Below are 26,851 nucleotides of genomic sequence, written 5' to 3' on the forward strand. Positions count from 1 at the left end.
TTGGCAACATCTCACTGCTAGCGGTGAAATGTTGCCAAAAAAGGAGCGTCCCCGTAAGTTAGCGGGCCGTAAGTTAGCGATTGCCTAGTTACGGTGATTCCACTTTGCGAAAAATGCCTGAAACTTTTTAACCAACTTGACTAATGGATTGAATATGATGGGTACAAGAGCAAAGAGCAACGGGAAATAGTTAGCTGCTGTTCTAAGCACTGTGCCCGAATGCGCGAAGGCTACAGACGGAATCGTTAATAAGGTTAAAACCAATAGCAGAGACCGCATAATCTTTCCCCCTATCTAATTGATATACCGATCAATTGCATCCTGGAGCTCTTTCAGAAATTTTTCCTGATCACCCTCGTTAACCGCATGAATAAGGCAATGTTCAAGGTGATCCTTCAGAATAAGTTTTGCAGTATTGTCAAGGGCCTTGCGAACGGCGGCTATTTGGAGCAATATATCAGGACAGTCACGTCCTTCAACAGCCATCTGTTTAATGGCTTTAGTGTGCCCCTCAATCCGCGCTAGCCTATTCACAACCTGTCTTCGATAAGCGTGTGTATGGTTCTGCATGGTGAATCCCTCCTGTTTATATATTATCCCCCCAGGGGGGATAATACAAGTAAAAAACGATTTTCTCTGACCGGTTGCATATTTTACAATCTATGGGTATAATATAAGAAAAGGACTGACGTGCTCGATACACGCCAGCCCAGCAGGTTGTCTAACCGAACGGCTAGCCCTGAATTACGGAGTTAAAGAATAACCGCCGCTATTGAGCCAGGGGCGGTTATTTCTTTTTTACGACTAATACCATGAGCGTGGCAAATGCGATAGCAAATGTCAAGGCTTCATAAGTAGTCATAATTACCACCCCCTTTCTAAAAGGGTGTGGCTAACCGTCCCTAGACAACCTGTTATGCTAATTATAGCATAATCTTACCCATAACTTACAGAATAGTGGATAAATTATTGTTCCCCAGCGATCAGTTTTGCGGCCATCGTCGACATCCCAGCGTCAGAGTGGCCTACTCCAGGCACGATGACAAGCTTCCAATTGAATGGCACTCCCCGGAACGGGCGCGCACTTCATCAAATACGCGGTCAATTACTGGGTCAACCCGATTATTAGTGGGTTGTACCTTGCCACCTTCATCGCCTCTATCCATTACGTTGCCGATGTTGTAATAACGATCTCCGGGGTATTTTTTCTCTGATGCCGCATAATAATGCGGCAGGGAATACCCGGTCTGTAGGGACGAGGGGACAGGTCCTCCCTACAAAACTAAAAAGCGAATAGGATCTACAGGGGTGCCATTTACTCTGACTTCATAATGAACATGTGGACCCGTACTTTTCCCAGTGCTGCCCAGTAAAGAAATTACTTGACCTTTTCTTACACTTTGACCGACCTTTACTAGTATGCTGGAATTGTGCCCATAAACAGTTGCAATACCATTGCCATGATCAATTTGCACAACATTGCCGTAGTCCCCTGCCCATTCACTTTGAACAACCTGACCATCAGCAGTAGCAACAATAGGTGTACCAAGACTGTTGGCGATGTCCAGCCCCTGATGCAATTCATTACCGTCACCCCAAGGTGAGTTGCGCCAGCTAAAACCAGAGGTAACCACTCCGTTAACCGGCCAAATGGAAGGCTTAGCCGCTAGCTTATCAACACTCCTGGCCATTTTTATCAATCTGCCAACGCATACCCCTGTTTTTTATATAAGTCTCTTGAAAATGTGGCAATCGGTTAAGTTTTTCCTTTTTGGCGCTGTCAGTAGTACAAAGTCCTAAATTTTAAGGTCTTCCGGGTTAATTGACTCTTCTGCTTTCGCCGAATAGTTATGAGGACATAGGGCCGGCAGGCTGTGTGAAAAGTCCACATTTGCTGAAGTGATTCTGAAAAAGTGGTGAGATCCACCTGTATTTTCGTTCTTTTTAAGGCATCTATGTCCAGATTAATGCCTTTTTTACTGTTAAAGTGGTGAATGGAAATTGAGGCAAAGTGTTTTCACACAGTCTGACGTCCCCAAGTCTCTCCAACGAGCAGTTCTGCCAACTTAAAACAAAACTGACACCGTATGAAAACGGTGCCAGCTTGCGTAATTTTAATTGATCCGGGAGGGTTCTTGACTTGAATCGAAATGGGTAGCATTCTTCTCTGGAAGTCACGGGCTTTGCTACCATGCTTTTACTATTCAACATTCATGAAAAACAATAAAAATCCTGCCAATATTTGTAGAATTTAGCAGGATTTTTAATTGTTTTATGCATTACTTTCGTAGCTTCAGGATTCGTAGCATACGCCGGCGCGCTGCTTTCCAGCACGTCGGAGATGTAATTGGCTGCCGTATCCTTCCGGGACAGTTCTTGACTTGAATAGTCAATCCTTTTTTAAGATTTACTGACCATTGATGCGCTCAGTCTGCCGAATAGTATCCCAATCTCTTTTAATGTCGTCTGTATTTGTTTCCGTGTCTCACGTATCATTTTATTCCGCTCCTGAACGGCTCCGTTCTCTCTACTCGTTTTCCCAACCTACGGCACAGTTTGCCGCTATCGTTGTGATATTCGTGTATTCTGTCGTTGGTTACCCTACCTGCTCGCGTGGGATTGAGGTGGAATATCTTGATACTTCTATTACATATCCATTGTTATCAACGAGTTCACTCTTAAACTTGGAATCGGTGACCACAGCGCTCATACTTACGATTAATAAATTACGTAACTTATATTAATACTTTTCATCACCTGCGAAATATCTGCACCATGGCTAGCTGCCAGCATATAGAGATGATTCGTCATTAAGCTGATACAATGCTTCACTGTTATATTTCAGCCTTGCAACTCGCGGCATACTTCCTCCTCTTAATAATAATCCTCGCTTCCCGCTATATGGAAAAATTTTATTAAGAAACTCCATTCAAGTCAAGAACCGTCCCCAAAATATACAACTGTCCGTATAATGTTCTGGACTTCTATCCCGCAGTTCTTCAATAGATTGAATCCCTATGTTCCAAAGGTCATTGGCAGTTGACTCTCCCACCCCTGGGATTTTTCGCAGTTCCTTCAGAGCTAACTGCTTGTCCCGCTTCATTATTTTATCACTCACTATCAAATGAGCTTATTGCAACAGGAAGAGCCTGGATAACGGTGTTTCCCACCGCAGGCAGACCTACCAAAACAGCGCTGATTATCTCGTCTCTTGTCGCGCCAAGTGACCTGGCATGCTTTACGTGAAAGGGTAATCCACCTTCAAGCCTGGCTGATGCCAAAACAGCTATATACGCTAATTCTTCGGTTTTTGCGTCCAGTTTACTGACTGCCCCTAACTGTTGTACTGTTTCCAACCATATTTTCTGCTGCTCCGGAGCTTCTTTTATAAATGTTTGAAAAGCATTGCTAACTGACGGTATTTCTTTCAATTTTCAAACCTCCCTTATGATTTAATAGCTGTCATTGACAGTCTCTAAACGCCATTACCGGCTTTTTTTATCCTTCTCGCGATCACCGGCAGCGTTTCCGCCGCTTTTGTCCGCAAGGTCCAGGTGGCTCTATGATCCAGCGGGGTATTCTCCTGATTGATGATCAGCAGTTTGGCACCTGCATCAACCGCTATTTGCGGCAGATAATTAGCCGGGCTGACAACCAAAGATGAGCCGATTACCACAAACAAATCCGCCTTACGGCTCCATGCCTGTGCCATTTGCCAGGCATCCTCCGGCAAGGCTTCACCGAATAGCACCACATCAGGCCGCAAAAATCCTCCGCACTGCAGACAGACGCACTCTGAACCATGACGATAGCCGCCGTTTTGATACTCAGCTTCCCAGCCCTCCCGCTGCGGCAAAAGCTGCCGGCTGTCGTAATGAGTTCGGCAGTTCAGGCAACTGACAGTCTTTAATGTACCATGCAGCTCGGAGATATGGACCGATCCTGCCCGGTGATGGAGCCCGTCCACGTTCTGTGTAATCACATGCTGTACCCGCCCCGCTGCCTCCAGCTCCGCCAGCGCCAAATGACCCACATTGGGTTCCACAGACCAAAGCCGTTGAATACGCCACTGATAAAAAAAGTAAAACTCATCCGGCATCTGCCGCATGGCCGCCATTGTCGCCAACGACTCCGGCCGCTGTTTCCACAATCCCTGCGCCGAGCGAAAATCCGGCAAGCCGGACTCTGTACTCATGCCGGCACCGGTAAAAACAACAACGTTCGAAGCAGTCAGCCAACTAGAGGCAATTTCTTCAATCAATCGATCTGACATCTATATCCTCCTGAAGGGGACTTATAAATGGACAATGTTAAGTCCGACTACTTTTTCATTAAATAATCAGCAAGCAGCCAGCGGTGGCTCCGGTCAGCCGTAGAGGTTATTGCCCAGCAAACAGGCACAGTCAAACACTTGACCGAAATCTTTTTGCTCTGAATAATGCGAAGTATACAAGTCTCAACGGTTATGATAACGCCAACTCATTATACGAGTGATCGCGCTGCTTTACCTATAAGCATACATAATATCCGCACCTACTGCAACAACTCATGGGTTAAACGAAGGGTTGGACTCGCTTTCTTAGCAGCATCAACAGCTTCTAAGAATTCGGTACGCGTGATGCGGCGATCTAGCGAAGGGTACTGTTTCGCTTTAAATTCAGGAAAGTACTGGTCCATTATGTTTATATATGAAGTGGGCGAAATTTCCTTGGAAATAAAATTCATAACTTTCGCAGTTTCAGCAAGGTTGCCAGGTAAAACTAAATGACGAATAATTAAGCCCCGATGCGCAATCCCCTGTTCATTAATAACAAGATCGCCAACCTGTCGGTGCATCTCTTTCACTGCCATAGTTGTTACTTCCCAGTAAGAAGGGACACAGGATAATTGTTTACCTGTTTCCGAACTAGCATATTTAAAATCAGGCATATAAATATCAACAAGACCGCTAATACGCTCTAACGTAGTCTTGTTATCGTAGCCGCTGGTATTATAGACAAGCGGTATGTGCAGTCCTCTTTCCGCTGCGTACAGAACGGCTGCAACGATCTGCGGTACATAATGCGAAGGGCTGACCAAATTAATATTGTGGCAACCTTCCTGTTGCAACTCAAGCATTATAGTTCCCAGGCCCTCTGGTGATAGCTCATGGCCTTTTTTACGACTAATGTCCCAGTTTTGGCAAAATATACAGCCTAAGTTACAGTGACTAAAAAAAATAGTGCCCGAACCATACGTACCTACAAGGGGAGGTTCCTCACCAAAGTGAGGCTCATAGCCTCCGATTTCAACATTCCAGCCGCTGTGGCAATAGCCCAACTCGCCTTTCCGCCGATTAACGTGACACTGATGAGGGCAGACTGTACAGTCATCGAGCTCTGCCATAAGCGTTTTTGCAGTCTGCTGTAAGGTGCCATTTCCCAAACAGTTAAGATAACCAGGGTAACTTTCCATTCTAGCTCAGTCCCTCCACAAATCAACATAGTGTCTCCTGAAGATCACCGACTATTGCCTCTTGATAAACTTTGCCAAGGCTGTGCTGGCTATGACCCATCCTCCAGTATCAGACTTGTGCCCCAATAGCTTGCCTGACACTAATAAATCTTCGACGTAAGAAGGGTCGATAGCTAACGTCTCTGCTGCTTGCTCAATCGTGTAGTAATTCTTGTTCATATTGTGACCCCAATTCGTTTATACATTTCAGAGAAATATTCTATACTGTTACCCATATACTATGTATATAAAGTAGTAGAGAGTCAAAACGCAAAAACATATCAATGTCTTGTAATGCTTAAATAGCAAAGAGAATGACGGACTGGGGCTAGCCCGCGCATTCTCTTTTGCTTTTTCAAGATGGTACTATCTACATTTAGCAACTTCGCCAGCACCATCGACAGGGGTTGACAGCTGGCAAAGATAACAACTACTGCTGTACGGGATTCAGCTCCGCCAAAAAAGGTTAGCGTTCCGGGGACGAGATTGCCTGACAGACAAAGCCTCCGAAGATTTTCGATCTTCGGAGACTTTGTTTTTTCAGTATAGTTTCACTGCAATATCAGCATATAATACCTTTGTATCTATTTTGCGGTTTCTACAGTTTAAACGGACGTTATTCGTCACTTAAAGCAGCCTTCTTAACAGCGTTTGCCTCATTGACAAAGTTGATTCCCCATTCGCAAAGTGTCGCAAGAATTGGCAGAAGGCTGCGACCAGCCTCTGAGAGAGAGTATTCTACTTTTGGCGGCACTTGCCGATAAACAAAGCGTTCTATCAGCCCGTTTTCTTCCAGTTCTCTGAGCTGCTGAGTCAGCATCTTTTGGGTTACCTGTGGCAGCGATCTCCGGAGCTCGCTAAACCGCAGAGTGTTTTCACCTAAATGCCAAAGAATTAACGATTTCCATTTACCGCCGATAAGGTCTAAGGTAAGTTCCATCGCACACTGATATTCTGTATTCCCGAATTTTAGCATTCATATCGCTCCTTGTTATGGTTGTATTTCAAGCAATAGTATACAAATAGATACTATGCTACGAAAAAGTGCGTACTTGTTAACTAACATATTACCATCTATGATTATAGCATGAATAGATAGTGTTTGCGAGTACAGCAAACTGAGAGCAAAGGTCATTAGAGGTCAAGCAAATCGAAAACATCAATTATTGAGGAGGCAAAATGATGAAAGTTGTTGCGTTTAATGGGAGTCCTCGCAAAGATGGCAATACCGGCTTTGCGCTAAACACCGTAGGTGAAGAGCTCAAAAAAGCAGGTATTGAATTTACAGTTATCCACGTTGGCAATAAAACCATCAGAGGCTGTGCCGCCTGCGGCGGGTGTGTAACGAATCAAAATGAGCGCTGTGTAATCGCCAATGATGAAGTGAATGACTGGATTCAAAAGATGAAAGAAGCAGACGGAATTTTGCTAGGGGCACCTGTGCATTATGCCGGCATTCCAGGAACGATGAAATCGTTCCTGGATCGGGCATTTTTCGCTGCCACTGTCAACGGCCCCATGATGCGGAACAAAGTTGGTGCGGCGGTGGTAGCCGTAAGACGGTCCGGCGGAGTGGCGACCTTTGATTCACTGAATCATTATCTGATGTATGCTGAGATGATTATGCCAACGTCAAACTACTGGAACGTAACTCATGGCCTGCAACCCGGAGAAGCTATAAAAGATGAGGAAGGAAGTCAAATTATGAGGGTCTTGGGTAAAAACATGGCTTGGCTGTTAAAAGTACTGGCAGCCGGCAAAGACCACGTAGAGCCAGTGTTACCTGAGGCAAAAATATTAACAAACTTCGTAAGAGATTAATCGATATTTAAACCGCGTGCCGGTGATTGATAAAACGCAGAAAATTTGCAGCTTGTTGGGAAACCTTGTTCCCAGGCCGTTCAGAAAGCCCCAGATACTAGGCGGCCTCGCGAACCCAGCAGTGACGCGTACTAAAGGGTACGCTAGCAATGGGATCGCGAGGCGCTGAAGTAACGTAGATGGGGCTTTATCAACGGCCTGAAAGCCTTCCGGCAATTCGCCGGAAGGCTTGATTCTTCTAGAGCGAGCGACGGGATTCGAACTCGCATGGCCACGGTTTGGGAAGGCCAAAATCATTATCCCACAAAAATCCAATTCTCTCTGGAGCATTTCTCCCCAAAAAAGCCGTTTCATTTAGGAGAATGATCGGCACGCCCCGTAAAGTACGTTACTTTTAATGTAAACAGTTTTTCTAAAGCTACATCAAACTCCATAATCGATGACTTTTTTATGCCATTCCTGATTAAGGTTACCGCTGCATTACCCTCTGCATCTTGAGGAGCAATGATCATTCGGTCCATTTCTTCCTTGCCGCTGTGAATAGGATGTTTCGATGCGTTATTATCAATGTCTGCTCTCATGATAGCCACTCCTTCACTGAATTTTTTATACTGTTTTCAATTACTGCGGCACATACTGGCAAACGTGACTGTCGATCACGCGAACCGTATCAGGGCAATCAACCATTCTCCGTTGCGGTTCATGTAACCCCATTTGCCGTCTTGCTTAGCCGCTCTTTAAAGCTCGTGTTCTATTTGACAGCATATATCTTTCCTCCTGTCATCTTAAATGTTTTCAACTGTTCAAAACCGGTTATCAGAATTTAGTCTGTTTCTAGAAGGAACAACGTATAAAGTTAACAGGCGTGCTACATATTTTTCAAAGCATGCTTTAAGCTTTGCTTGACCCGCTCCTGACACTGACGTTTTTCTTGGTACATAACATAATCAGCTTCGCGAATAACATCCATAACAGTCTCTCCCTCTAGTCCACCAATAGCTATCCCCACTGACAGGCTAAAAGGCAAACTATTAGGATTTTGATTATATATGGCAACTTCTTGTTTTACTTTCTGATATAGTTCTGTTCGATGTTTCGAAGATAACTTTTCAGGCAATAAAATAAGGAATTCATCCCCGCCAGTACGAAAAATATTAGCATTTTGAGGACTAGTCGAAATTAACACTTCTGCGGTCTTACAAATCAATTGATCACCTGCCCAATGACCTAAAGTATCATTGATAATTTTCTGCCCATCGATATCACAAACAAGTGCCGTAATTTCTTTTCCTTCCAGACTTTGCAGCTGCTTTGCAAGGGCATTCCGGTTTTTTACACCGGATAGAGCGTCATGCTCACTACAATAACGCAAGTCCTGTTCAATATCTTGTTGAAACTTTAGGCAATGCTTCAGTTTCCTAACTTTACTTGCCAATATGGAAATTACAAATATGCTTAAAAACAATAGGATGAGAGGCCATTTCGCAAGTTGTTCTTCCAATACGCCCACCACCGTAGCCTTAATGTAACTTCTAACAAAGCTCCGAGTACTGTAGTCCAAGATTTGCTATTCGTCTTGGCGTCTTACCCCGTGACCGTTCATTAAAATAGTACCTTGACCGCGTTAAAAGTTAGCTTTAGGACGAGGCAAAACGGCAAAAGACAAGGAAGCGCCGACGACGCATACTGGAAGGGGTCTGCTAGGAGGTGCTGACGCCGTATTTTGTCGTTTTGACCGTCATCAATCCTAAGTGATAGTGTGATCAAGGTACTACATCCCACACTGCTATAGCCAATGCAGCCTTTTCCATATCTGTAGCGTCACCATCAATATAAAATAAAACTTCGCCTGATCCGTGAGCTCGAATATAATTGCCGTCAATAACTGCCATTACGCTTCCACCTAGAGGATATCTTATAAAATCACCATCGACATACGCAATTGCGCTTCCTCCGGCAGCACCTTCCCTGATCCATTCTCCATCAATGCTAACGACAACATATCCGCCAGCAACGCCTTCCCGTATCATATCACCGTCACTATGAGCCAATATTCTTCCGCCACTGTGTCCTTCCCGAATAAATGCCATAATATTCACCCTCTCTTTAGATGTAGTAACGCTAATGATAAAGTTAATCATTCTGTCGGTTGAAAGTAAAGAAAGCTTCGCCTTTGCTAGCTCAACGTTCTATTTGGTGCTAAATATCCCAACAAACCTCGTGATGTGTCAGGTTTTGCATGTCATCAAATGTTTCTTGCGGGTTATCTTGCCGATTTTCCCAAATTTCTCCGAGTTGATTCATATCCTCATATTCATGCGGGAAGAACGCGAGTGCTTGATAGTAATGACATAGCGCCAAGTGTATATCCCCTTGTTCATAAGCCACTTGGGCTTTAAGCTCATATGAATGAAACAAATAACTATTACTTTTTAAACCCATACGGAACTCCTGCGCGATTTTGTCATTCGCCTCGTTAATTGCCCTCTCCCCATTTCCTGATTTCACTAATAATTGCCACCGCTTAGCCCACAGTTCCCCTCTTGTGATAAAATGGAATTCCGCCTGTGTACTTTCGGCTAGCTCAATCGACATATCAAGATATGTAAGCGCTTTTGCCGCGTCTTCATCAACCAACCAAATACAAAGCCCTAAGTCTGATAACGCCCAAGCCTTATTTTCAATATCTTCAGGCTCGGTTACGCCAACATTTATAATCGAGGAAAATAATTTTATAGCTGGCTCAAGCTTTCCATACCTTTTTCGGGATAGCCATCTAGCCAGACTTACCCTACTTTTCCAGTCGTCAACCCCATTCCCCTCAACAACAATCCGTGGAGGCTTTAGCCCATCTTCCATTACATAATCCACCCAATATCGAAATTCCTCTCTATCCAACCATACCTACCTCCTTTTTTATCCAACCAAAAACAACCTAAACTATTTAATTTTCAAAGAGCAATACCTTAAATCTTAATTCATAATTGATTGTAACGTTTGATAATGCCAGGTGTATGTCACTCAAAAATTATGAGTAAGTAATTTTTTATAACATGTAAGCGTAAAAAAGCCGTTACCTTGACCATGTCAATGGGTAACGGCTTTTTAGGTTATTTCTTTATTTCTAATTTTCCTTTTTCAGTCGACCGACGGCCTTATCGATTTGGCAGCACTTTGACACACATTCGGCAGCTACGTCAGAGGGCACAGCCCTCGAAGCGTTAGTGCTCCCATTTTTTTAATACTCAACGGAATCAGTTAATAATATTTTTTCATCCTCCCATTGAACTTGCACAACTTTTATCCCTACTTTCTTATATCTTAACCATGAATTATCATAATCAGATTGATTTCTATCTTGAAATTCACTGGGCATTTTTTGTCTATATCCATTTGCATTTAATTGTTTATCTTCGTCTTTTGTAATTATCACACCATTAAGATATTTATCAAAGATTTGCCGTACATCGTTTTCAGTAGGGCTATTTATTCCAAATATTTTATCAATAATAATTTTTCTTGGAACTGTATGGTCATGAATTAACTTTACATTTGTAGATGAATCTAATTGTTTTAATGCCTCATTTGACCAATAGCGACACCCCATATACTTCCCATCAAATTCCGTCCATATCCATAATATTTCAAAAAGCACAGCATATTTTGTTCCATAACTCAAGTCACTATTTAATACTCCAACTAAATCACTAATCATCGTATCTTTTTCTCTATAGCGTTTATTTTGTTTACTTATTTGTGCCATATACTCAACCTCCAAAGAAATATTGATTACATTAAAAATGCTTTTTCGTAATTCTCTAACCATGCTAAAAAATCACTCTTATCATTATTCGCAGAACATAATGTAGGTAAATATTGAGAGCACTTTACTTTCTTATTTTCTAAATTCCGCCCCTCTAAAGCTTGTCGAATTGAACCAAATTCCTTTTTTAATGTATTTCGTTTTTTCATAACCCATTCATTAGGAACATTGAAATAGCTTAGATTCTTAACATCAAAGTCTACAGGCAAAGCAGGGTTTTCTAGGAATGACCATATCTCTGAAATTGTTTGCTCTTCTGCAACCTTTTCATTATAAATTTTATAGGACATTGTCTGTAATAGTTTTTGTGCATAGCTACCTTCCCTATCGGTTAGTTTTGATATCTGCTTAGGTAGCCACACTAGATTGGGAATAAAGGTATTTGTCATGTGAAAGGTCGACGCTAGAGTAATTCCCTTCCCTATTTTTAACTCTCGCCAAATATGACTTGCTACAAATCCAGTACCAATTTTTGCATTTTTATAATTTTTTATCTTCGGGCTGTTAATTCTAAAAGACTTAACTATACTTTTTACAAGTGAATTATCATCCCTTAAAAATCCCTTATCATTTGCTGTTCCCCATTCATCTCTATCCATTCCCTCCCGTTTAATTCTACAACTTGCGTCTCTAACCACGTACGGAAGCATAATAGGTAGTGCTTTATAACTATCTACGGGTATCCAAATTGATAGGTCAATAAGCAACTTTTCTATTAAGCGTTTTGAAAAGTCATCTTCTTCATCCAGGTTATTCTGCAAATTATTGAAAAAGAAATATATAATATTTTCTCCATCGACTGTTTTATCAGCCATAAACTTACACTTCCCTCTTATTTACCGCAATCTGGTAATCGTGCCGCTAATTTTATCACTTATGATACCCTTTACTAGAGATTCTTAAGTAGCATTCCAACTGTTCTCGCCCTTTGACTAACTTAATCTGTCTTCGCCAGAATGCTCCAACGGGAAAATCATATCCTTCCATGCCTCGTAAATCATTACCATTGCCAGCGTATCCAATTCACAGTACTTCAGTAATGCCTGGTGGATCTCTTTGCGTTCATAATCCGTCATTTCTTCAAATTGCAATCGTGCATATGCTGTTAAGGCCGCACCGCCGTTATTTAAATCCTCGCTGTCACTTAACAGTTCGAAATCTTTCTCAGATACATCTTGAAACATTTTGGGCAACAACTTATAAGGGTCCTTAACCCGGTCATCAACAAATTCGATCCATTTCCAATTATTATAGTTCAAGCTTGTAATTCCGCCCTGTGCTCCATAGATAGGCTTACTGTACTTTTCCTGTAAAAATCGTGAACTGTTAAGAATGGACGGCAATACCTGTTTAATCGAATTTGATCCCTTCATAGCCGGACTATAATAGTAGCGTTTGACAAGCTCACACATATCAATCATATTGCGAACTCCATTCCATTGTGCTTCACTACCGCCAACTGATTGAGTGATAGTGCGGATGAAATGGCAAAGCGTCTCCCGGTCCGGGATTTCTTCCTGGTCCTCCATCAATTGTTTGTAAATGAGGTTCAAGTATGTATTCTCATGGGCAGCATAACGGAAAATACTTCCGTTGTCGTATTCCAGTTCCGCTTTCAGGCTTCTAATAAACTCGTAATTTGGAAACTTACCTGGCTCAACATTCAAGTATTGTCCCCGATGTTCGATCTGTCCGTCCTCATATATTACATGGTGAGAAAATTGAAATGCAATTCCTTCATAGGGACGCCGTCCTTTATTAAATGGAATCGCCACACTCGAAGTTTCAAAATCAATAAAGTGCAAGGGATAAATCCAACCACTCATCTCTCGCCTTAAGTTTTCTGAATCGATCCAACAAGTCGTGTCCTGACATTGTACCTTTTGCACTTGTAGCCATTGCCTTTGAGTCGGGGAAAGCCCCGGCTTTTTGTCCGCTTTTGGTGAAATATCTTCTTCCGCTATCTCTGATAGCTTAATGCGCCCTTCTTTAATATACTGATTCTTTTTACGGAAGCTCCATATTTCGATGACATTTGGTTCCAAAAAGTCATTATCAGTCCAGTTCAGCTTTTCCCTCCAGCATTCTTCGAAACCGCTTTTCAAGCCCAGTGTCTTCTCCTGCTTATTCGTCCTATACTGACACTTCGCACACGTGGCAGATAGCGGCCAGCCAATTTTTTCGTCGCGCTGATAATGATCCGCCAGCAACGCCACATATTCTCCGAAGCTCACATCTTCAAACCCATTGGAGTAAATCGCTGCGCAGGGTTCATCCACGTTCACTTGCAACAGTATCTGTTCAGCCAGATCCTCTGCCGATAACTGTTGGGTGACCACAACCTTTTTCCTGCCATTGGCGTCTTTGGCTACCTTGAATTTCTGATTCAGACCGTTGGTAGGGCAAGACGCATTTTTGTCGGCCATCATTAAATAAGCGGATATTTCGTGGTTGGGGAAAGAGTTCATCGCAACATATTTTTGAAAAGCAATATCACTAAGGTATGGGAACCACTTTGTAACAATCTCACCATTCGCATTTAGAAAGCTGTCCTTTGCTGCGTCAAAAGATTTTGCTTTTACTTCCACTAGCTCTATTTTATTCTCATTTTTACGTAGAATATCAACCCTCACAAAAAGGTTGTTAAAGAGAATAGCTGCTTCATAAATAGTTGCATTTTCTTGCTTCAGCAATTCGTTTGTCTGGTGCAGCGCTTCATCATAGTCCAGAGTCTTAATTTCACATCCACCCGGAAAGTACTTTTTAGCAAGTTCACCAACCTGGAATCCTCCGTCAGCCAGCGCTTCCAAGAAAGGATCTTCTATATTTTGATTCGCATACTCAGTTTTTCCATCATAATATAACTTAGTTGGACACTCCAAAGCCAGTTTAAATCTCGATTTTGTCAGGTATCTTGGTTTCATAAAAAACCTTCTCTCCTATACAGCCATGTTGCTTGATGTTTGTAATATTTTTGGAGTTCGATTACAGTTCATTCAGATGTCCCTAATTTTTATATATATCACATGCCCTCGCAAGCATATCCGTAACCTGCTCCCTAAGTTCCAGCGGCTCTAATACTTCTACCCCCGGCCCAAAGCTGAGCGCCCAGCGGCTAATTTCCCAAAGTCCTTTAACAGTAACTTCATATAATACTGATCCGTCTTCCATATCGGTGTATTTTCCCAGTGGATGGTATTTCGCTAATTTGGCCGACTGAGCGATATGAGGCAAAAACCGGATTTTTACATTCACGGGATCTCCTTGTCCAATCTGCCAGCTGTTTTCAAAAAAAGACTCAAGGCAAAATCCCTCGGGAATTGAAAACACTGTTTCTAAAACCTCAATCTCCGAAATGCGGTCCGGTCTAAACAGCCGAATTTCGTTTCGTGTATGGCAGAACGCAACAAGATACCATGCCTTTTCTTTGAAGACTAGTCCGTAGGGATCTACTACCCTGTCAAAAATTTCGCGAGAGGAGGTTTTTGCATTGTACTTAATCTTTACCTGCCGTTTAGCTGTCGCTGCTCCTTCTAATTTACTAAATAACTTATCACAAACTTCGCAGGGCTGAACAAGGTCAATATCAGCAACGTCGAGTCTTTGTTCAACAACACTCCGCAGTTGGGGAGATAAACAATTAACTATTTTTTCTCTAACTGCTCCTAACGCAGGCGAAAAAGGAAACCCCTTTTGATTGAAGGCATCAATTGTTTGAAGCAATGCAACTGCCTCCGAATCTCCCAGGTATAGAGTTCTAAGGCTAAACTTCTGATTAATTGTATAAATGCCCATTTTGCACTCAATCGGATAACCCGCCTCTTTTAAATCCCCGATATCCCTGCGGATAGTGCGTTCCCCCACTTCAAATTCATCCTGTAAATCTTGTACCGACATCCCATTTCGACTATGAAGAATGTTTATAAGTTTCATCCATCGATTCAGCTTATTAGGCATGTATTCTCCCTCCGCCGTACATAGACTTTCTCTACATATTTCGGATGCACATGACATTATCCTTTAATTTCATGCCGGGTAAATATTCTTGTTGCACTCTTATAACTAAAGGAACCACCTTCATAACTCTTACATCTCTATTATGATATAAATTACTGCCAGCTGTCTGTCATCACTTGGTCATTACATAATCTCTATCACTTTATGCCTCAAAGTTATCGAAATTGGTTCGGGTAAATGTTGCTTACAAATTCATAATAAACAAGTTACCTCGATAATATTAACGGGCGATAACAAGAACTTAATGGTCTTAACAGAAATGAAAGCTCCCGGAAAGGTCCTAAAGGTTACCGTCAAGAAAGTTTCGCAAATTAGCTTGCAGTCCATTAAAAATCAAAGCTAAATAGCCATAAAAGGCAGTCTATACCTCCACAGGCTGCAGACCCGGCAAAAAAGGCATGGCACCCGTTGAATATCTCAACGAGTGCCATGCAGAAGTAATTCAAATGATATTGAAAGACATCTAGCGGTTCGTGATTATTTAAGAACACCCCCCCGAGGATGCATTTGATTATGGAGAATTAAAGAGCCGCTTAGCCGCTATGTTTCCTTCGGATATTGAGGCTTATTGTGATGGTAAAGATAACTTCGTTAAAGAACTAGAAAGAAAAGCTATGGAATGGAATCACCACACAAAATGAGTATAACGGGAGGGACGAGGGGACAGGTTCGTTGTCCCGATCACATTCTACGCTCGGGACTTTCACCCATTCGGTCATCAGTACTTATGAGAACAACCCACCTTAGAATGCCACACTAGCCCGATTTTCATAAATTCTCTTCTTTTATCCAATAATAATTTTCAGTTCATCTATAAAGATTGACCGTAAAAAGCATAGAACTCCTGTCAAATCCCTATGGATTTGACAGGAGTTCTCTTTGTTTTCGCCGTTACCAGTGGTACGGTTCCCTTCAGCCAATCGTAAATACCAAAACCGATACGACCGCAACCGAGCTGAAAGCAATAGTTGTTCATCCTTCCGAAAATATGTGTGTTACAGTAAGTGCGTGATCTGCGAAAAGGTGCCTGAAGATAAGAGAGTACCCCTGTCATTGCGGATAAAAGTATTGACTTAAACGGCATAATAAAGGAGAGTTAGCAAGAATGAAACGACGTGTAGTGATTACAGGCATGGGAGCCGTAACTTCGTTGGGAATAGGCGCAGATAGCCTTTGGCAGGCAATAAGAAAAGGGAAGTCCGGCATTACAGGAATTGAAAATATTGATGTATCTGATCTGCCGACCCAAGTCGGCGCAGAAATAAAGGAGTTTGACGCCAGCGCCTGGATTGAAAAGAAAGAACTTAAGCGATTGGATAAGTTTGCACAGTATGCTTTGGCGGCAACAGGCATGGCAGTGGAAAATGCGCAATTGAATCTTGACAGCATTAATCGGGAACGGATTGGGGTTATCATTGGCTCTGGAATTGGTGGCCTGGAAACGTTGGAGAAACAACACCAGCTATTACTTGAAAAAGGTGCCAACCGGGTAAGCCCCTTCTTTGTGCCGATGATGCTGACCAATATGGCAACCGGGCTGGTAGCGATTAAATTCGGAATTAAAGGATTTACCGAGTGTGTGGTGACCGCTTGTGCAACCTCAACGAATGCGATTGGTGATGCGTACAAAGTCATTCAACGCAATGCCGCTGACGTGATGGTTGCGGGTGGGACAGAAGCGCCGATTACCCGGTTGGCAATGGCCGGGTTCTGCGCAATGAAGGCGATGACAACCAATACGAACGCGGCATCGGCCAGCCGGCCGTTTGACGCAGAACGCGACGGATTTGTGCTTGGCGAAGGCTCCGGCGTGGTCATTCTTGAAGAACTGAATCATGCATTGCAGCGAGGTGCCCATATTATCGCCGAGGTTGTTGGCTACGGCTGCAGCAATGATGCGTATCATATTACAGGGGTTCCTGAAGGCGGAGAAGGGGCTGTGCATTGTATGCGGCTCGCCATTGAGGATGCGGGAATAGATCCCATTCAGGTCGGCTATATCAATGCCCACGGAACCTCAACACCGTTAAATGATAAAAATGAAACAGCAGCCATCAAAACTGTTTTTGCCGGGCATGCGCAGCAGTTGCCGGTAAGTTCTACAAAGTCCATGACTGGTCACTTATTGGGAGCGGCAGGCGCCATTGAAGCGATCATTACGGCATGCGCGCTGCGGGATAGCTATTTGCCGCCGACGATTAACTATCAGTCTCCTGACCCGGAATGCGACCTGGATTATATTCCCAATACGGGTAGAGAAGCTACGATTACGCACGCGATGACAAACTCTTTTGGTTTTGGCGGTCATAATGCTACACTGGTGCTAAAAGCAATTTGACAGCTGCTGAGTTAACTCTCCGGTGCGTCAGCCGGGGAGTTGACTCCAGCCGTTTCAATACCGTGTAAAGTTGAGGATGCGTCATGATCAACATAAAAGAAACGATTGCAAGGTGTGTCACATTTACCGAGGCTAATCTGGCGAATAAGATTAGCCTCGATGATGTTGCGCTGCATTGTGGAATCTCAAAATACCATCTCCACAGACTGTTTAAGTCGCTCACCGGGGAATCCTTAATGGAGTATGTCCAGTCCCGGAGACTTTCGGCGAGCATCAACGATCTCATCCATACGAAAATGCGAATCATCGACATCGCCCTAAACTATGGGTTTGACTATGAGCAGTCTTACATCAGAGCATTTCGCAAGAAATTTGGCTATACACCGCAGAAAGTCAGATCGCAGCAAATGTCGCTGCGGATTACGGAGCGGATCAATCTGAACGATATCTATGCCGTGAATAATTCCGCAATCTATAAACCTTTTTTTGTTTTCCGGCAAAGATCCTTCCTGGTTGGGATGCGATATAAGATCCTCAGTAAATCGGGGGATAAAACAGCAAATTACTACGGGCGGGACTTTTTTTATCATCACCGGCAGCAGGTGAAGAATGTCATCAATCCTGAGGTGTACTACGGCTACACCGATTGGAGCGGCAGTAACGAAGGATTTATTTATTATATGCCGTCCGTGCAAGTTGAAGATTTAAGCCAGATTCCTGACGGGATGCATGGTGTGGAAATTCCCGCCCATAAATATGTAGTTTTTCGTTTTGTTGGTTTCTTTCGTCCTGACGAGATCAACGGCAGACAGGTAGGACGCTTGCTGGTGCACATGTATTCAAAATGGATTTTTAGTTCTGGCTTTACGTTTGCGGATAGATTTCGCTTTGAGTATATTGATAACAGGCTCACCAAAGATAATTACTGCGAATTGGACATTTATCAGCCGATTGCTGATGCGTGAAATTTAATGGTAATGGAACAAGACAGGAAGACTATCTCCCTGTCTTGTTCCATCTTTGGCTTATGACAGCTTCCACTTCCACGAGAGGGACGAGGGGACAGGTTCGTTGTCCCGATCACATTCTATCAATCACACTCTTCGATATCCCTGTTATCCTTGCTAACTACCTTATCGAGACATCCTGCATTGCCTTCATCTTTCTTTATTTTTACTGAATTAGCCAGCGGTGCCTCGACTAATTGGTGTCATTAGTTAACACTCATGATAAAGAAAAAGTCCTCTGCCCTATAAACAGAAGACACGTGCATATCTCCTTTAATAATTTATTAACAGAAAATTTTACAGTTGTTTAGTTCTGATGGGGAATTTTATAAAAAAAGTTGTTCCTTTGCTTGACGTGTCAATTTCGATCTTTGCCATGTGTCTCTCGGCGATTCTATAGCAAACTGGCAATCCTAGCCCAGTACCGCATTCTTTGGTAGTTAGGAATGGTGTTCCTAACTTATCCAAAAGCTCATTCGGTATACCCGCCCCAGAATCCTCAATCGCTAAAACTATCTCATCGTTAAGTTGATAAGTTTTAATGGAGATAGTCCCGTTATGCTTCATAGCTTCTAGCGCGTTTTTAACCAAATTTAAAATAAGCTGGCGGATCTCTTTGTCACTGAAATAGGTAGTAGGAATATCGCCAGTAATTACAAAGATTTGATGACCCAAGTGTAGGGCCTCAGCCTGTAGTAATGGTATTATGCTGTAAATAGTATCATTCAAGCTACCTGGCTGTAACTCAACTGTTTTATTTTTTGCAAGCGATAAAAATTCTGTGATAATTGCGTTGGCGCGATCCAGTTCCTGTATCATCATGTCAAGCTGACTGCTATATCCAGCAAACTGTTCTTTCATTTGGAATAGCTGTAAATACCCCTTCACTGTAGTCAACGGATTTCGGACTTCATGCCCAATACTTGCAGCCATTTCTCCTACTAGGTTCAACCTATCTAGGCGCTGAATTTCGATTTCCGATTTCTTCTGCGCGGTTATATCTTGCGAGATGACCAAAAGAGTATCAACTATACCGGAGTTATTCGCCTCAGCAACGGCTCTGTTACGGTAATAGCGTATTTGGCCCCGTTGGTCTAGGTATTCTGTATCAAATACCTGCTCATGACCTGTTTCTAATACCTTATTTAGCGCTAATTCCATTGGATGATAATGCTCCCTTGGTGTACCTGCTTCTTCCCATGTCTTCCCTAAAAGGAGTTTTATCGTTTCCCCCCAAAAAGAATAGCACGCTTGGTTAAAATAAATGTGTCGTAAATCTGTATCAAACCTAGTTAGTCCAAATGGACAATTCTCAACCAACGTCCTATATTCTTGCTCACGACGTTTAATCTCCTGTTCTTTTTGTTCTCTTTCGATGATATCCGCACTAAGGCGGGCGAGCAGATCGAGTAGCTGCAGGTCTTGCTCGTCTGGTCGACGCGGAGTTTGGTAATGCGTAGAGAGCATGCCCACTAGACGACCGGAACGGCTGAACAGCGGTGTAGACTGGACCGCCCGTGCTCCAGCCGCCAACATAACCTCTAGTGATGGCGTTCCCATAAATATAGGGCTTTGGGTTACATCTTCAATAATCACGCGTTCTTTGCACTCCATCGCTTCACCGCATGCGGCTTGCCCCTGATAGACAGTGCTAAAGAAATCTAGGAATGGCTGTTTAAAACCACTATGGGCAACGATTTTGAGCGATCCGGATTGTGCATCAAACAATTGAATATTTCCCATGTCGGCATCGGTGATGACGACCGCCGTTTCGACGATCTCCGCGAGCAAATCTTGCGAGCGATCATCAGATACGAAGCGTATGCTGATGTTGTGGAGGCGCTTCATAATCGACAACTCATTTGCTAATTGGTTATTTGTCCCATACTTTTTCGCTTCAACCTGTTTCCGATGCATTTCGGCACTCCTTAATAATACAAACTATTTAGGCGAGCATCTATCTCCCCGCTCGTCGATACACTAAAATTATTGTTCCCCAGCGATCAGTTTTGCGGCCATCGTCGACATCCCAGCGTCAGAATGGCCTACTCCAGGCACGATGACAAGCTTCCAATTGAATGGCACTCCTAATTCTGCAGCTTTAACTTTGGTCATTTCAAAGAAACTGTGGCCGCGCTCAAACCGGGTAACACCCTGGCGGTCTGCCTGTGGAGTGTGCCGGAGATTTTTATGATTGGGATTGATATCCTGATCGCCAAGTAAAATGAATGCGGGCTGTGCAAAGATTTTGGCCAATTCCTTGTCTGTCATCGGAATGTCTTTAATTCCATAGGGAAACACAATATTTCTGTCCGGCATAGTATACCACCCGGCATTAGCAAGAATAATCATATCTGATTTTGTTGATTGAGCAAACAAAAGAAAGCGGTGGGCGAACTGTGCTCCGGCGGAATGGCCATATAAACTGTAAGTAGTACGTGTTGACCCGGAACGGGTGCGCACTTCATCAAATACGCGGTCAATTACTGGGTAAACCCGATTACTAGTGGGTTGTACCTTGCCACCTTCATCGCCTCTATCCATTACGTTACCGATGTTGTAATAACGATCTCCGGGGTATTTTTTCTCTGAAAATTCAGGGCAGATGATGAGCAGGTTATATTTTTCAGCTTGCACTTGCCATTCATTTCTGTATCGATCAGCGTCCCGATTTACTCCATGCAGCACGATTACAACTGGTCTATCAGGCGTCCAACTGGACGGCCGATGATAGAAAACCCGCAAGTCATCATCCGTAGCTCCTGTGGGTTCTGACATAGTAAACATTCCGGAGCCAACTTCCAGCGTATTATAGCTCGGCTGCCCCGCAAATCCAATTACTGTGCCCCCAAACAATAACCCTAGAATGCAAATCATTTGCCAAAATAGATGCTTTCTCAAACTACTCTCCCCTAATTTTTCTCGTATTTCGTCGCTGTTAAACCATACATTCTCCCCATCCCAAAACACTAGTGAAGGGACGCGGGGACAGGTTCCTTGTCCCCGCTATAAGTACAGAAAGGGCCATTCCCAAATCAACAACATGCTGTTATTATAGCGAACACGACTAACGCTCCTAGCAAAAAGACATATAGCCCAACCACACGTACGCGCCCTCATTTAGTAAAATTACGACAAAAACCCCATAATACATACATTATCTGTCACTTCGCGATTCCCTGCTAAATTCCGGTAGTTTAGTATGTATTCATGCAAATACCACCTCCAAGCCGAACGGAGTCAAAAAGGTACGCTCCGGGCTTACACCCTAGGCGTACCTTTCGTTTTATGTTTGAATCTCTTAAATTACCCTATTGCTCCCCGGCATACCAGAAGGGGCGCAAGAAACGCAGACAACATACTTCGCCCAATTCGGGGCCGGGGGCGCGGCGTCCCTTCTGGACGCGCATCTCCTGTCCACCGATTTTCACCTGATAGTCAATAATTTCGCCCAGAAACGCTTTGCGGCTGACGACTCCGCGCAGTCCGCCCTCGTCGCCCACGCTCACAAAATCTATCTCAGATGGGCGGCTCGCCAAGGAAATCGCGTCACTGCCGCGCATGGCTTCTGGCGGGGTCAGGCTCTCCGGCAGCGGTGCATTCTCGCCGCGTAAAGTCGCCCTGCCGTCCTCCCAGACAATATCCAGGAAGTTGGAGAGGCCAATAAAACTGAAGACGAACTTATTGGCTGGCTTGTTATAGACATCAAGCGGCGTATCAATCTGCTGCACAACGCCTAATTTCATCACCAGTATGCGGTCTGAAAGGGCCATGGCCTCAGCCTGGTCGTGCGTTACATAGATAATGGAAAAGCCGTACTTCCTCTGTAAGTCTTTAATCTCAAAACGCATCTCCTCCCGCAAATGAGGATCTAAGCTTGAGAGCGGCTCATCCAAGAGCATGACATCAGGGTTGATGGCCAGCGCCCGTGCCAGCGCTACCCGCTGTTTGCCGCCTCCCGAAAGGTTCGCCGGGCTGTCCTCTGCGACCTTCAGCAGGTTTGTGGAGCGCAGAGCGTCTTTCGTGCGTTTCTCAATCTCAGTGGCAGGAAGGTTGCGGATGCGCAGAGGAAAAGCGACATTCTCATAAACCGACAGATGCGGCCAGACCGCAAAGGCCTGAAAAACCATGCCGAAGTTACGTTTTTCCGGAGGCAGATAATAATTACGCTTGGGGGAGGAGATAAGCTGATCTCCGACGTAAACCTCTCCATCGCTTAAGTCCTCAAAACCCGCCACCATACGGAGTGTCGTTGTCTTGCCACAGCCGGACGGCCCTAGCATGGAGAAGCACTCGCCCTTGCCAATCTCCAGGTTCAGTGAATTGACGGCGGTAACATCGCCGAATTTTTTTGTAACATTTACTAAGCGTACATGCGACATTTGCTACGCACCTGCCTTTCTTGTGAAGCGGTTGATCAGCGTCTGCCCCACAATGATCAGTATCAGGGCAATGCCGGCTAAGGCCGCTGAAACGACAGTTTCCCCATCCTCGTTCAGGGTGTAGATAGCAACGCCGATGGTACGGGTGGTTGGCGCGTATAGCATGATGGAAACGGTCAGTTCCCTCAGAGAGGGAAGAAAGATCAGAAAGAAGGCTGCCAGCATTCCGGGACGTACAAGAGGCAACACGATATCCCTGAGTGTCTGCCACATGGTAGCACCGCAGGAGCGGGCTGCCTCTACCAAGGAGTCATGCACCTGCGCCAGAGCCGCCGAGTTGGCTTTGAGGGAAAAGGCCATGTAGCGTGCGATATAGGCGACTAAGATGATCCAGACTGTGTTATACAGGTTTACTCCAAATTTGCCGCTCCAGGCAAGTATCACGCCAAGGGCGATGACCGAACCGGGAACTGAGAAGGGCAGCATCCCTAGAAACTCTAAGATGCCTTTGCCCCGCACCTTCATCTTCACAATGACGTAGGCGATCATTACTCCGGCGAACATGGTAATGACTGCCGAACCTAAGCCCAGCGTAACACTGTTCCAGATTGCGTCCTTGGTTACCTTGTAGTCAAAGAGGATGAATTTATAGTTATCCAGTGAGAGATTCTCCCAAGTGAAGGGCAGTCCGTACGTCTTCAAGCCGCCGACAAGGAATATGACCACAGTAGGCAGGACAATGGTAAAAGCAATGTAAACAAGGCAGAGGACAAGCAGCGGCACACGCAGGGCGCGCAGTTTCAGTTCCATCGGCCGGAAGCTTTTCCCGCCGATAATCTGATAATTTCCCTTGCTCAGGATCTTCCCCTGCAACCAGATGATTAAGGCCGCCGATATGACTAGCACAGTGGCAAGCACGGTACCGGTCCGTATTGACTCAAAACTTCCCGCGCTTTGGTGTATGCGCTGGTAAATGAGTGTCGGGATATTGAATATCCCGTTTTCTATACCAAGCACAGCAACAGTGCCGAAGTGCGCCATGGAGTAGAGCATGATCAGAAGCGCTCCGGAAAGGATACTTGGCATCACTAGAGGAATGGTGATTTTTCTGGTGATGGTGACAAGCCCTGCCCCTGATATGCGGGCTGACTCCTCCAGTGTCGGGTCCATGCGTTCCAGCGCGCCGCATACCTGGATGAAGACAAAAGGAAACAGATACATTACCTCTACAAGAACAATGCCAAGGTAGCTGTAGATATTAAAAATCGGGCCATCAAAGCCAAAATTATTGATGAAAAATTTGTTAATGAACCCGGCATTCGGGGAAAGCAGCATCTTCCAGGCGAGAGCGCCGATAAAAGACGGTAGCATGAACGGTACTAAGAACATGGCCTTCATAAAGGCCTTGTAGGGAAGGTCGGTGCGCGTTACTAACCAAGCAAAAAAGGTGCCGACGATCGTGCTGCCTATCGTGGTGCCGCTGGCGATAATCAGCGAGTTTACCAGGGCCTGATAGGTCTCCGGTTCTAAAATGATATTGGCGACATCACGGATGTTAAACTCGCCATTCACCCAGAACGCGTTGAAAAAAATCAAAAGAACGGGAACAGCCACTACAATGACTAGTATGGCAACGGAGAAAAAGAGGATAATCTGCGCCGCCCCAAAACTGCTCTTTTTAGAGATGAAATTTCCAGAGGGAGTGGGCATCTGGGTCTTTTGCGGAACTGTACTCATTGTTTCACCACCTCCGTCAGGCTTTGGGCATTGAACCACAGGAGGTCCCGGAAACTGATCACGCAAGTCTCCCCCTCTTTGAACATGAGCCCTTTTGATATGGCCTCGTGTGTTTCTATGCTAGTGCGCAGATGCGCACCGTCCACCTCAATGAGATAATCCATCATCGCCCCAAGGAAGCTGGCGCGCTTGACCGTGCCTCTAAGGCCGATTCCTTGCGGGGCAATCTGAACGTCGGATGGGCGAAAACCGGCGACCCATTCGGCTGCGTCACCCTTGGGCGGCTCCCACGGAATGAGCTGTTCACCGCGTCCCACTAAATAGGCCTCCCCGGCTCGCCGCACAGGGACGAAGTTCGCTATGCCCATAAAGTTGAAGACAAAAGGATCCGACGGCCGCTCAAAAATCTGCCACGGGTTGCCTGTTTGCCGTATCCTACCCTCATCGTCCATGATGGCAAGGCGGTCTGAGATAGCAAGAGCTATCTCCTGGTCATGCGTAACATAGAGGACTGTTATATTTAGCCTGCGCTGCAGCTCTTTGATTTCAAACCGCATTTCCTCGCGCAGATTGGCGTCAAGGTTGGTCAGCGGCTCATCCAAGAGCATCAGGGACGAATTGGCGACAAGAGCACGGGCCAAAGCCACGCGCTGCTGCTGACCGCCGGAAAGCTCGGACGGCAGACGGCGCTCAAGGCCGCTCATCCCGACCATCTCCAGGGATTCCATCACACGCTCTTTAAGCTCATTTTTAGGACGTTTGGCAATTTTCAAGGGATAACCGACATTATCAAATACTGTCAAATGCGGCCAAACCGCATAATCCTGAAACACTACGCCAAGCCCTCTGCGGTCAGGGGGAATATATATACCCGCCGCCGGATCTGCAACTACAGTATCATCAATGGATATTCTCCCAGCGTCGGGAGTCTCAAACCCTGCGATCAGTCGCAGCAGCACAGTCTTACCGCAACCTGACGGCCCCAGAAGGGTAAAACACTCGCCCCGCTCAATAGAGAGTGTGAGGTCCTTGTGTACCTGATGTGTACCGTAACTCTTCGCGATACCTTCTACACGAATGATTGCCATACGCTACCCTCCCTTAATGATAGAAAACGGCGGAACGGCTCTATCCGTCCCGCCGAAGGAAGCATGATCTTTGTTAAACCTACTTCTTCCCCTGCAGGGTATCAGTAAATTGCTTTATCGTCGCTTTCTTAGAATCCATCATCTTGACGTAGTCTATCTTGATGGAGCGCTTCCAAGCATCAGCAGACGCCGGCAGCTTCAATTTTTCTGGGGACGTTACGTCTGTGCGTACGGACAGCGTACCCTCACCAGCAATGAGCGTCTGCGCTTCCTTATCGAGCAGATAGTCCACGAATTTCTTCGCAGCGTCTACGTTACCACCCTTGAATATAGCCACAGGGCTTGGGGCGAGCAAAAGTTCCGGCGGATAGTAAAGAGCAATATGCGCGCCTTTTTCAATCTTGTCGTATGTTATATAGTCAACCGCAAGACTGGCAGCAAGTTCGCCCGATGCGGTGTCGTCAACAACCTGACCGGAGCCCTTACCGATTCTGGCGCCATTTGCGCGTAACTTATCAAAGAATTCCCAGCCGAACTGCTTTTCTAACAAGGCAACACTCATGTAGGCTGTTCCCGAAAGCGCGGGATCCGCTATACCGAAAGCGCCTTTATATTCCGGCTTATACAGGTCAGACCACTGAGTAGGCGGAGTCTTAATCTTGTCAGTATTGATGGCTATACCGAGGGTTCCGAGCCGGGCTGCGGTGAAATATCCATCATAGTCATCAAACGGATTTACGATGTCTTTTAGGAGTGGTGTCTTGTATTGTTCCAAGATGCCCTCTTTCTTCATGTTGTAGAAATCGGGAACCTCGCTTGTCCAGATAATATCTGCCAGGATTTTGCCGCTCTGCCGCTCTGCTGCGATCTTGGCCATGAGCTTGCCGGCGCCGGCGGACTGATAATCTACCTCAATACCAGGGTTTTTCTTCTTGAAGCCCTCAACTATCCCGCTGATGAGAGATTCCTTCATGGACGTGTAAATGATGAGTTTCTTGCCTGCTGCTGGTGCAGCGGGCGTTGCCGCTTTCTTATCGCTGCCGCCGCAGCCTGCGAGCAGGGTACTGCACAACATAACGATTGCTAACAGAAGAATGCTCTTTTTACTCATTTCCCTGAAATCCTCCTTATATTTAAACTATTAT

26 protein-coding genes and 1 pseudogene are annotated in these 26,851 nt (G+C 44.9%); 4 read left to right on the top strand and 23 right to left on the bottom strand.

The features are described 5' to 3' along the window. Window positions 1-84: 84 nt before the first annotated feature. The 9 genes from AXX12_RS14445 to AXX12_RS14475 form a co-directional block, all read right to left on the bottom strand. Window positions 85-279, bottom strand: a complete 195-nt coding sequence (locus AXX12_RS14445; protein WP_066244203.1) for a hypothetical protein — start codon at window positions 277-279, stop codon at window positions 85-87. Between the two features lie 15 nt (window positions 280-294). Continuing rightward, the gene (locus tag AXX12_RS14450; protein ID WP_066244205.1) at window positions 295-570 is read right to left on the bottom strand and encodes a metal-sensing transcriptional repressor; all 276 of its coding nucleotides are present in this window, start codon (window positions 568-570) and stop codon (window positions 295-297) included. Between the two features lie 704 nt (window positions 571-1,274). Further along, window positions 1,275-1,691, bottom strand: a complete 417-nt coding sequence (locus AXX12_RS14455; protein ID WP_082816894.1) for a M23 family metallopeptidase — start codon at window positions 1,689-1,691, stop codon at window positions 1,275-1,277. 1,238 nt (window positions 1,692-2,929) lie between these two features. Further along, window positions 2,930-3,103, bottom strand: a complete 174-nt coding sequence (locus AXX12_RS20190; RefSeq protein WP_082816895.1) for a helix-hairpin-helix domain-containing protein — start codon at window positions 3,101-3,103, stop codon at window positions 2,930-2,932. Between the two features lie 7 nt (window positions 3,104-3,110). Next, complete coding sequence (locus AXX12_RS14460) at window positions 3,111-3,431, bottom strand: carboxymuconolactone decarboxylase family protein (protein WP_066244208.1); 321 nt, start codon at window positions 3,429-3,431, stop codon at window positions 3,111-3,113. A 44-nt stretch (window positions 3,432-3,475) separates the two neighbouring features. Continuing rightward, window positions 3,476-4,273, bottom strand: a complete 798-nt coding sequence (locus AXX12_RS14465; protein ID WP_197470734.1) for an NAD-dependent deacylase — start codon at window positions 4,271-4,273, stop codon at window positions 3,476-3,478. A 260-nt stretch (window positions 4,274-4,533) separates the two neighbouring features. Next, the gene (locus AXX12_RS14470) at window positions 4,534-5,454 is read right to left on the bottom strand and encodes a radical SAM protein (RefSeq protein ID WP_066244211.1); all 921 of its coding nucleotides are present in this window, start codon (window positions 5,452-5,454) and stop codon (window positions 4,534-4,536) included. A gap of 51 nt (window positions 5,455-5,505) precedes the next feature. Continuing rightward, a complete protein-coding gene (locus AXX12_RS20195; RefSeq protein WP_156478678.1) occupies window positions 5,506-5,673 on the bottom strand; it encodes a helix-turn-helix domain-containing protein in 168 nt (55 codons plus the stop codon). 436 nt (window positions 5,674-6,109) lie between these two features. Further along, a complete protein-coding gene (locus AXX12_RS14475; protein ID WP_066244214.1) occupies window positions 6,110-6,469 on the bottom strand; it encodes a winged helix-turn-helix transcriptional regulator in 360 nt (119 codons plus the stop codon). A 206-nt stretch (window positions 6,470-6,675) separates the two neighbouring features. On the opposite strand from AXX12_RS14475, the gene AXX12_RS14480 reads away from it, so the two are divergent. Then, a complete protein-coding gene (locus tag AXX12_RS14480; protein WP_066244216.1) occupies window positions 6,676-7,314 on the top strand; it encodes a flavodoxin family protein in 639 nt (212 codons plus the stop codon). 350 nt (window positions 7,315-7,664) lie between these two features. On the opposite strand, the gene AXX12_RS14485 is transcribed toward AXX12_RS14480, so the two are convergent. The 8 genes from AXX12_RS14485 to AXX12_RS14520 form a co-directional block, all read right to left on the bottom strand. After that, window positions 7,665-7,895, bottom strand: a complete 231-nt coding sequence (locus AXX12_RS14485; RefSeq protein WP_066244218.1) for a hypothetical protein — start codon at window positions 7,893-7,895, stop codon at window positions 7,665-7,667. A gap of 287 nt (window positions 7,896-8,182) precedes the next feature. Beyond that, window positions 8,183-8,815 carry a GGDEF domain-containing protein gene (locus AXX12_RS14490; protein WP_066244220.1) on the bottom strand — a complete coding sequence of 211 codons (633 nt, stop codon included), beginning with the start codon at window positions 8,813-8,815 and terminating at the stop codon, window positions 8,183-8,185. 262 nt (window positions 8,816-9,077) lie between these two features. Then, window positions 9,078-9,404, bottom strand: coding sequence for a hypothetical protein (locus AXX12_RS14495; protein ID WP_066244222.1), 327 nt, complete (start codon window positions 9,402-9,404; stop codon window positions 9,078-9,080). 109 nt (window positions 9,405-9,513) lie between these two features. Then, complete coding sequence (locus AXX12_RS14500) at window positions 9,514-10,212, bottom strand: hypothetical protein (RefSeq protein WP_066244224.1); 699 nt, start codon at window positions 10,210-10,212, stop codon at window positions 9,514-9,516. Between the two features lie 340 nt (window positions 10,213-10,552). After that, window positions 10,553-11,077: a hypothetical protein gene (locus tag AXX12_RS14505; protein WP_066244227.1), complete on the bottom strand. Its 525-nt coding sequence runs from the start codon at window positions 11,075-11,077 to the stop codon at window positions 10,553-10,555. Between the two features lie 26 nt (window positions 11,078-11,103). Continuing rightward, window positions 11,104-11,952, bottom strand: coding sequence for a hypothetical protein (locus AXX12_RS14510; RefSeq protein WP_066244230.1), 849 nt, complete (start codon window positions 11,950-11,952; stop codon window positions 11,104-11,106). Between the two features lie 117 nt (window positions 11,953-12,069). Next, a complete protein-coding gene (locus AXX12_RS14515; RefSeq protein WP_066244232.1) occupies window positions 12,070-14,061 on the bottom strand; it encodes a DUF2779 domain-containing protein in 1,992 nt (663 codons plus the stop codon). An 82-nt stretch (window positions 14,062-14,143) separates the two neighbouring features. After that, complete coding sequence (locus AXX12_RS14520; RefSeq protein ID WP_066244234.1) at window positions 14,144-15,094, bottom strand: helix-turn-helix transcriptional regulator; 951 nt, start codon at window positions 15,092-15,094, stop codon at window positions 14,144-14,146. Window positions 15,095-15,587: 493 nt separating this feature from the next. On the opposite strand from AXX12_RS14520, the pseudogene AXX12_RS20310 reads away from it, so the two are divergent. The 3 genes and pseudogenes from AXX12_RS20310 to AXX12_RS14530 form a co-directional block, all read left to right on the top strand. Then, window positions 15,588-15,795: pseudogene (locus AXX12_RS20310) on the top strand (GrpB family protein); the annotation flags it as partial. A 464-nt stretch (window positions 15,796-16,259) separates the two neighbouring features. Further along, window positions 16,260-17,492, top strand: coding sequence for a beta-ketoacyl-ACP synthase II (gene fabF, locus AXX12_RS14525; RefSeq protein WP_066244235.1), 1,233 nt, complete (start codon window positions 16,260-16,262; stop codon window positions 17,490-17,492). Window positions 17,493-17,575: 83 nt separating this feature from the next. Next, window positions 17,576-18,457: an AraC family transcriptional regulator gene (locus tag AXX12_RS14530; protein WP_066244237.1), complete on the top strand. Its 882-nt coding sequence runs from the start codon at window positions 17,576-17,578 to the stop codon at window positions 18,455-18,457. Window positions 18,458-18,796: 339 nt separating this feature from the next. Here AXX12_RS14530 and AXX12_RS14535 read toward each other — a convergent pair whose 3' ends face one another. From AXX12_RS14535 to AXX12_RS14560, 6 genes are all read right to left on the bottom strand, one after another. Next, window positions 18,797-20,416, bottom strand: a complete 1,620-nt coding sequence (locus AXX12_RS14535) for an ATP-binding protein (protein WP_066244240.1) — start codon at window positions 20,414-20,416, stop codon at window positions 18,797-18,799. 69 nt (window positions 20,417-20,485) lie between these two features. Continuing rightward, window positions 20,486-21,400 (bottom strand): alpha/beta hydrolase family protein, encoded by a 915-nt coding sequence (locus tag AXX12_RS14540; protein WP_066244242.1) that lies wholly within the window; start codon window positions 21,398-21,400, stop codon window positions 20,486-20,488. Window positions 21,401-21,810: 410 nt separating this feature from the next. Then, window positions 21,811-22,881 (bottom strand): ABC transporter ATP-binding protein, encoded by a 1,071-nt coding sequence (locus AXX12_RS14545; protein WP_066244245.1) that lies wholly within the window; start codon window positions 22,879-22,881, stop codon window positions 21,811-21,813. 3 nt (window positions 22,882-22,884) lie between these two features. After that, window positions 22,885-24,591 carry an ABC transporter permease gene (locus AXX12_RS14550; RefSeq protein WP_066244463.1) on the bottom strand — a complete coding sequence of 569 codons (1,707 nt, stop codon included), beginning with the start codon at window positions 24,589-24,591 and terminating at the stop codon, window positions 22,885-22,887. 23 nt (window positions 24,592-24,614) lie between these two features. Beyond that, window positions 24,615-25,706: an ABC transporter ATP-binding protein gene (locus tag AXX12_RS14555; protein ID WP_066244248.1), complete on the bottom strand. Its 1,092-nt coding sequence runs from the start codon at window positions 25,704-25,706 to the stop codon at window positions 24,615-24,617. 79 nt (window positions 25,707-25,785) lie between these two features. Beyond that, window positions 25,786-26,817 (bottom strand): ABC transporter substrate-binding protein, encoded by a 1,032-nt coding sequence (locus AXX12_RS14560; RefSeq protein ID WP_066244250.1) that lies wholly within the window; start codon window positions 26,815-26,817, stop codon window positions 25,786-25,788. Window positions 26,818-26,851 lie beyond the last annotated feature (34 nt).

Source organism: Anaerosporomusa subterranea, from assembly GCF_001611555.1.
GTDB lineage: Bacteria > Bacillota > Negativicutes > Sporomusales > Acetonemataceae > Anaerosporomusa > Anaerosporomusa subterranea.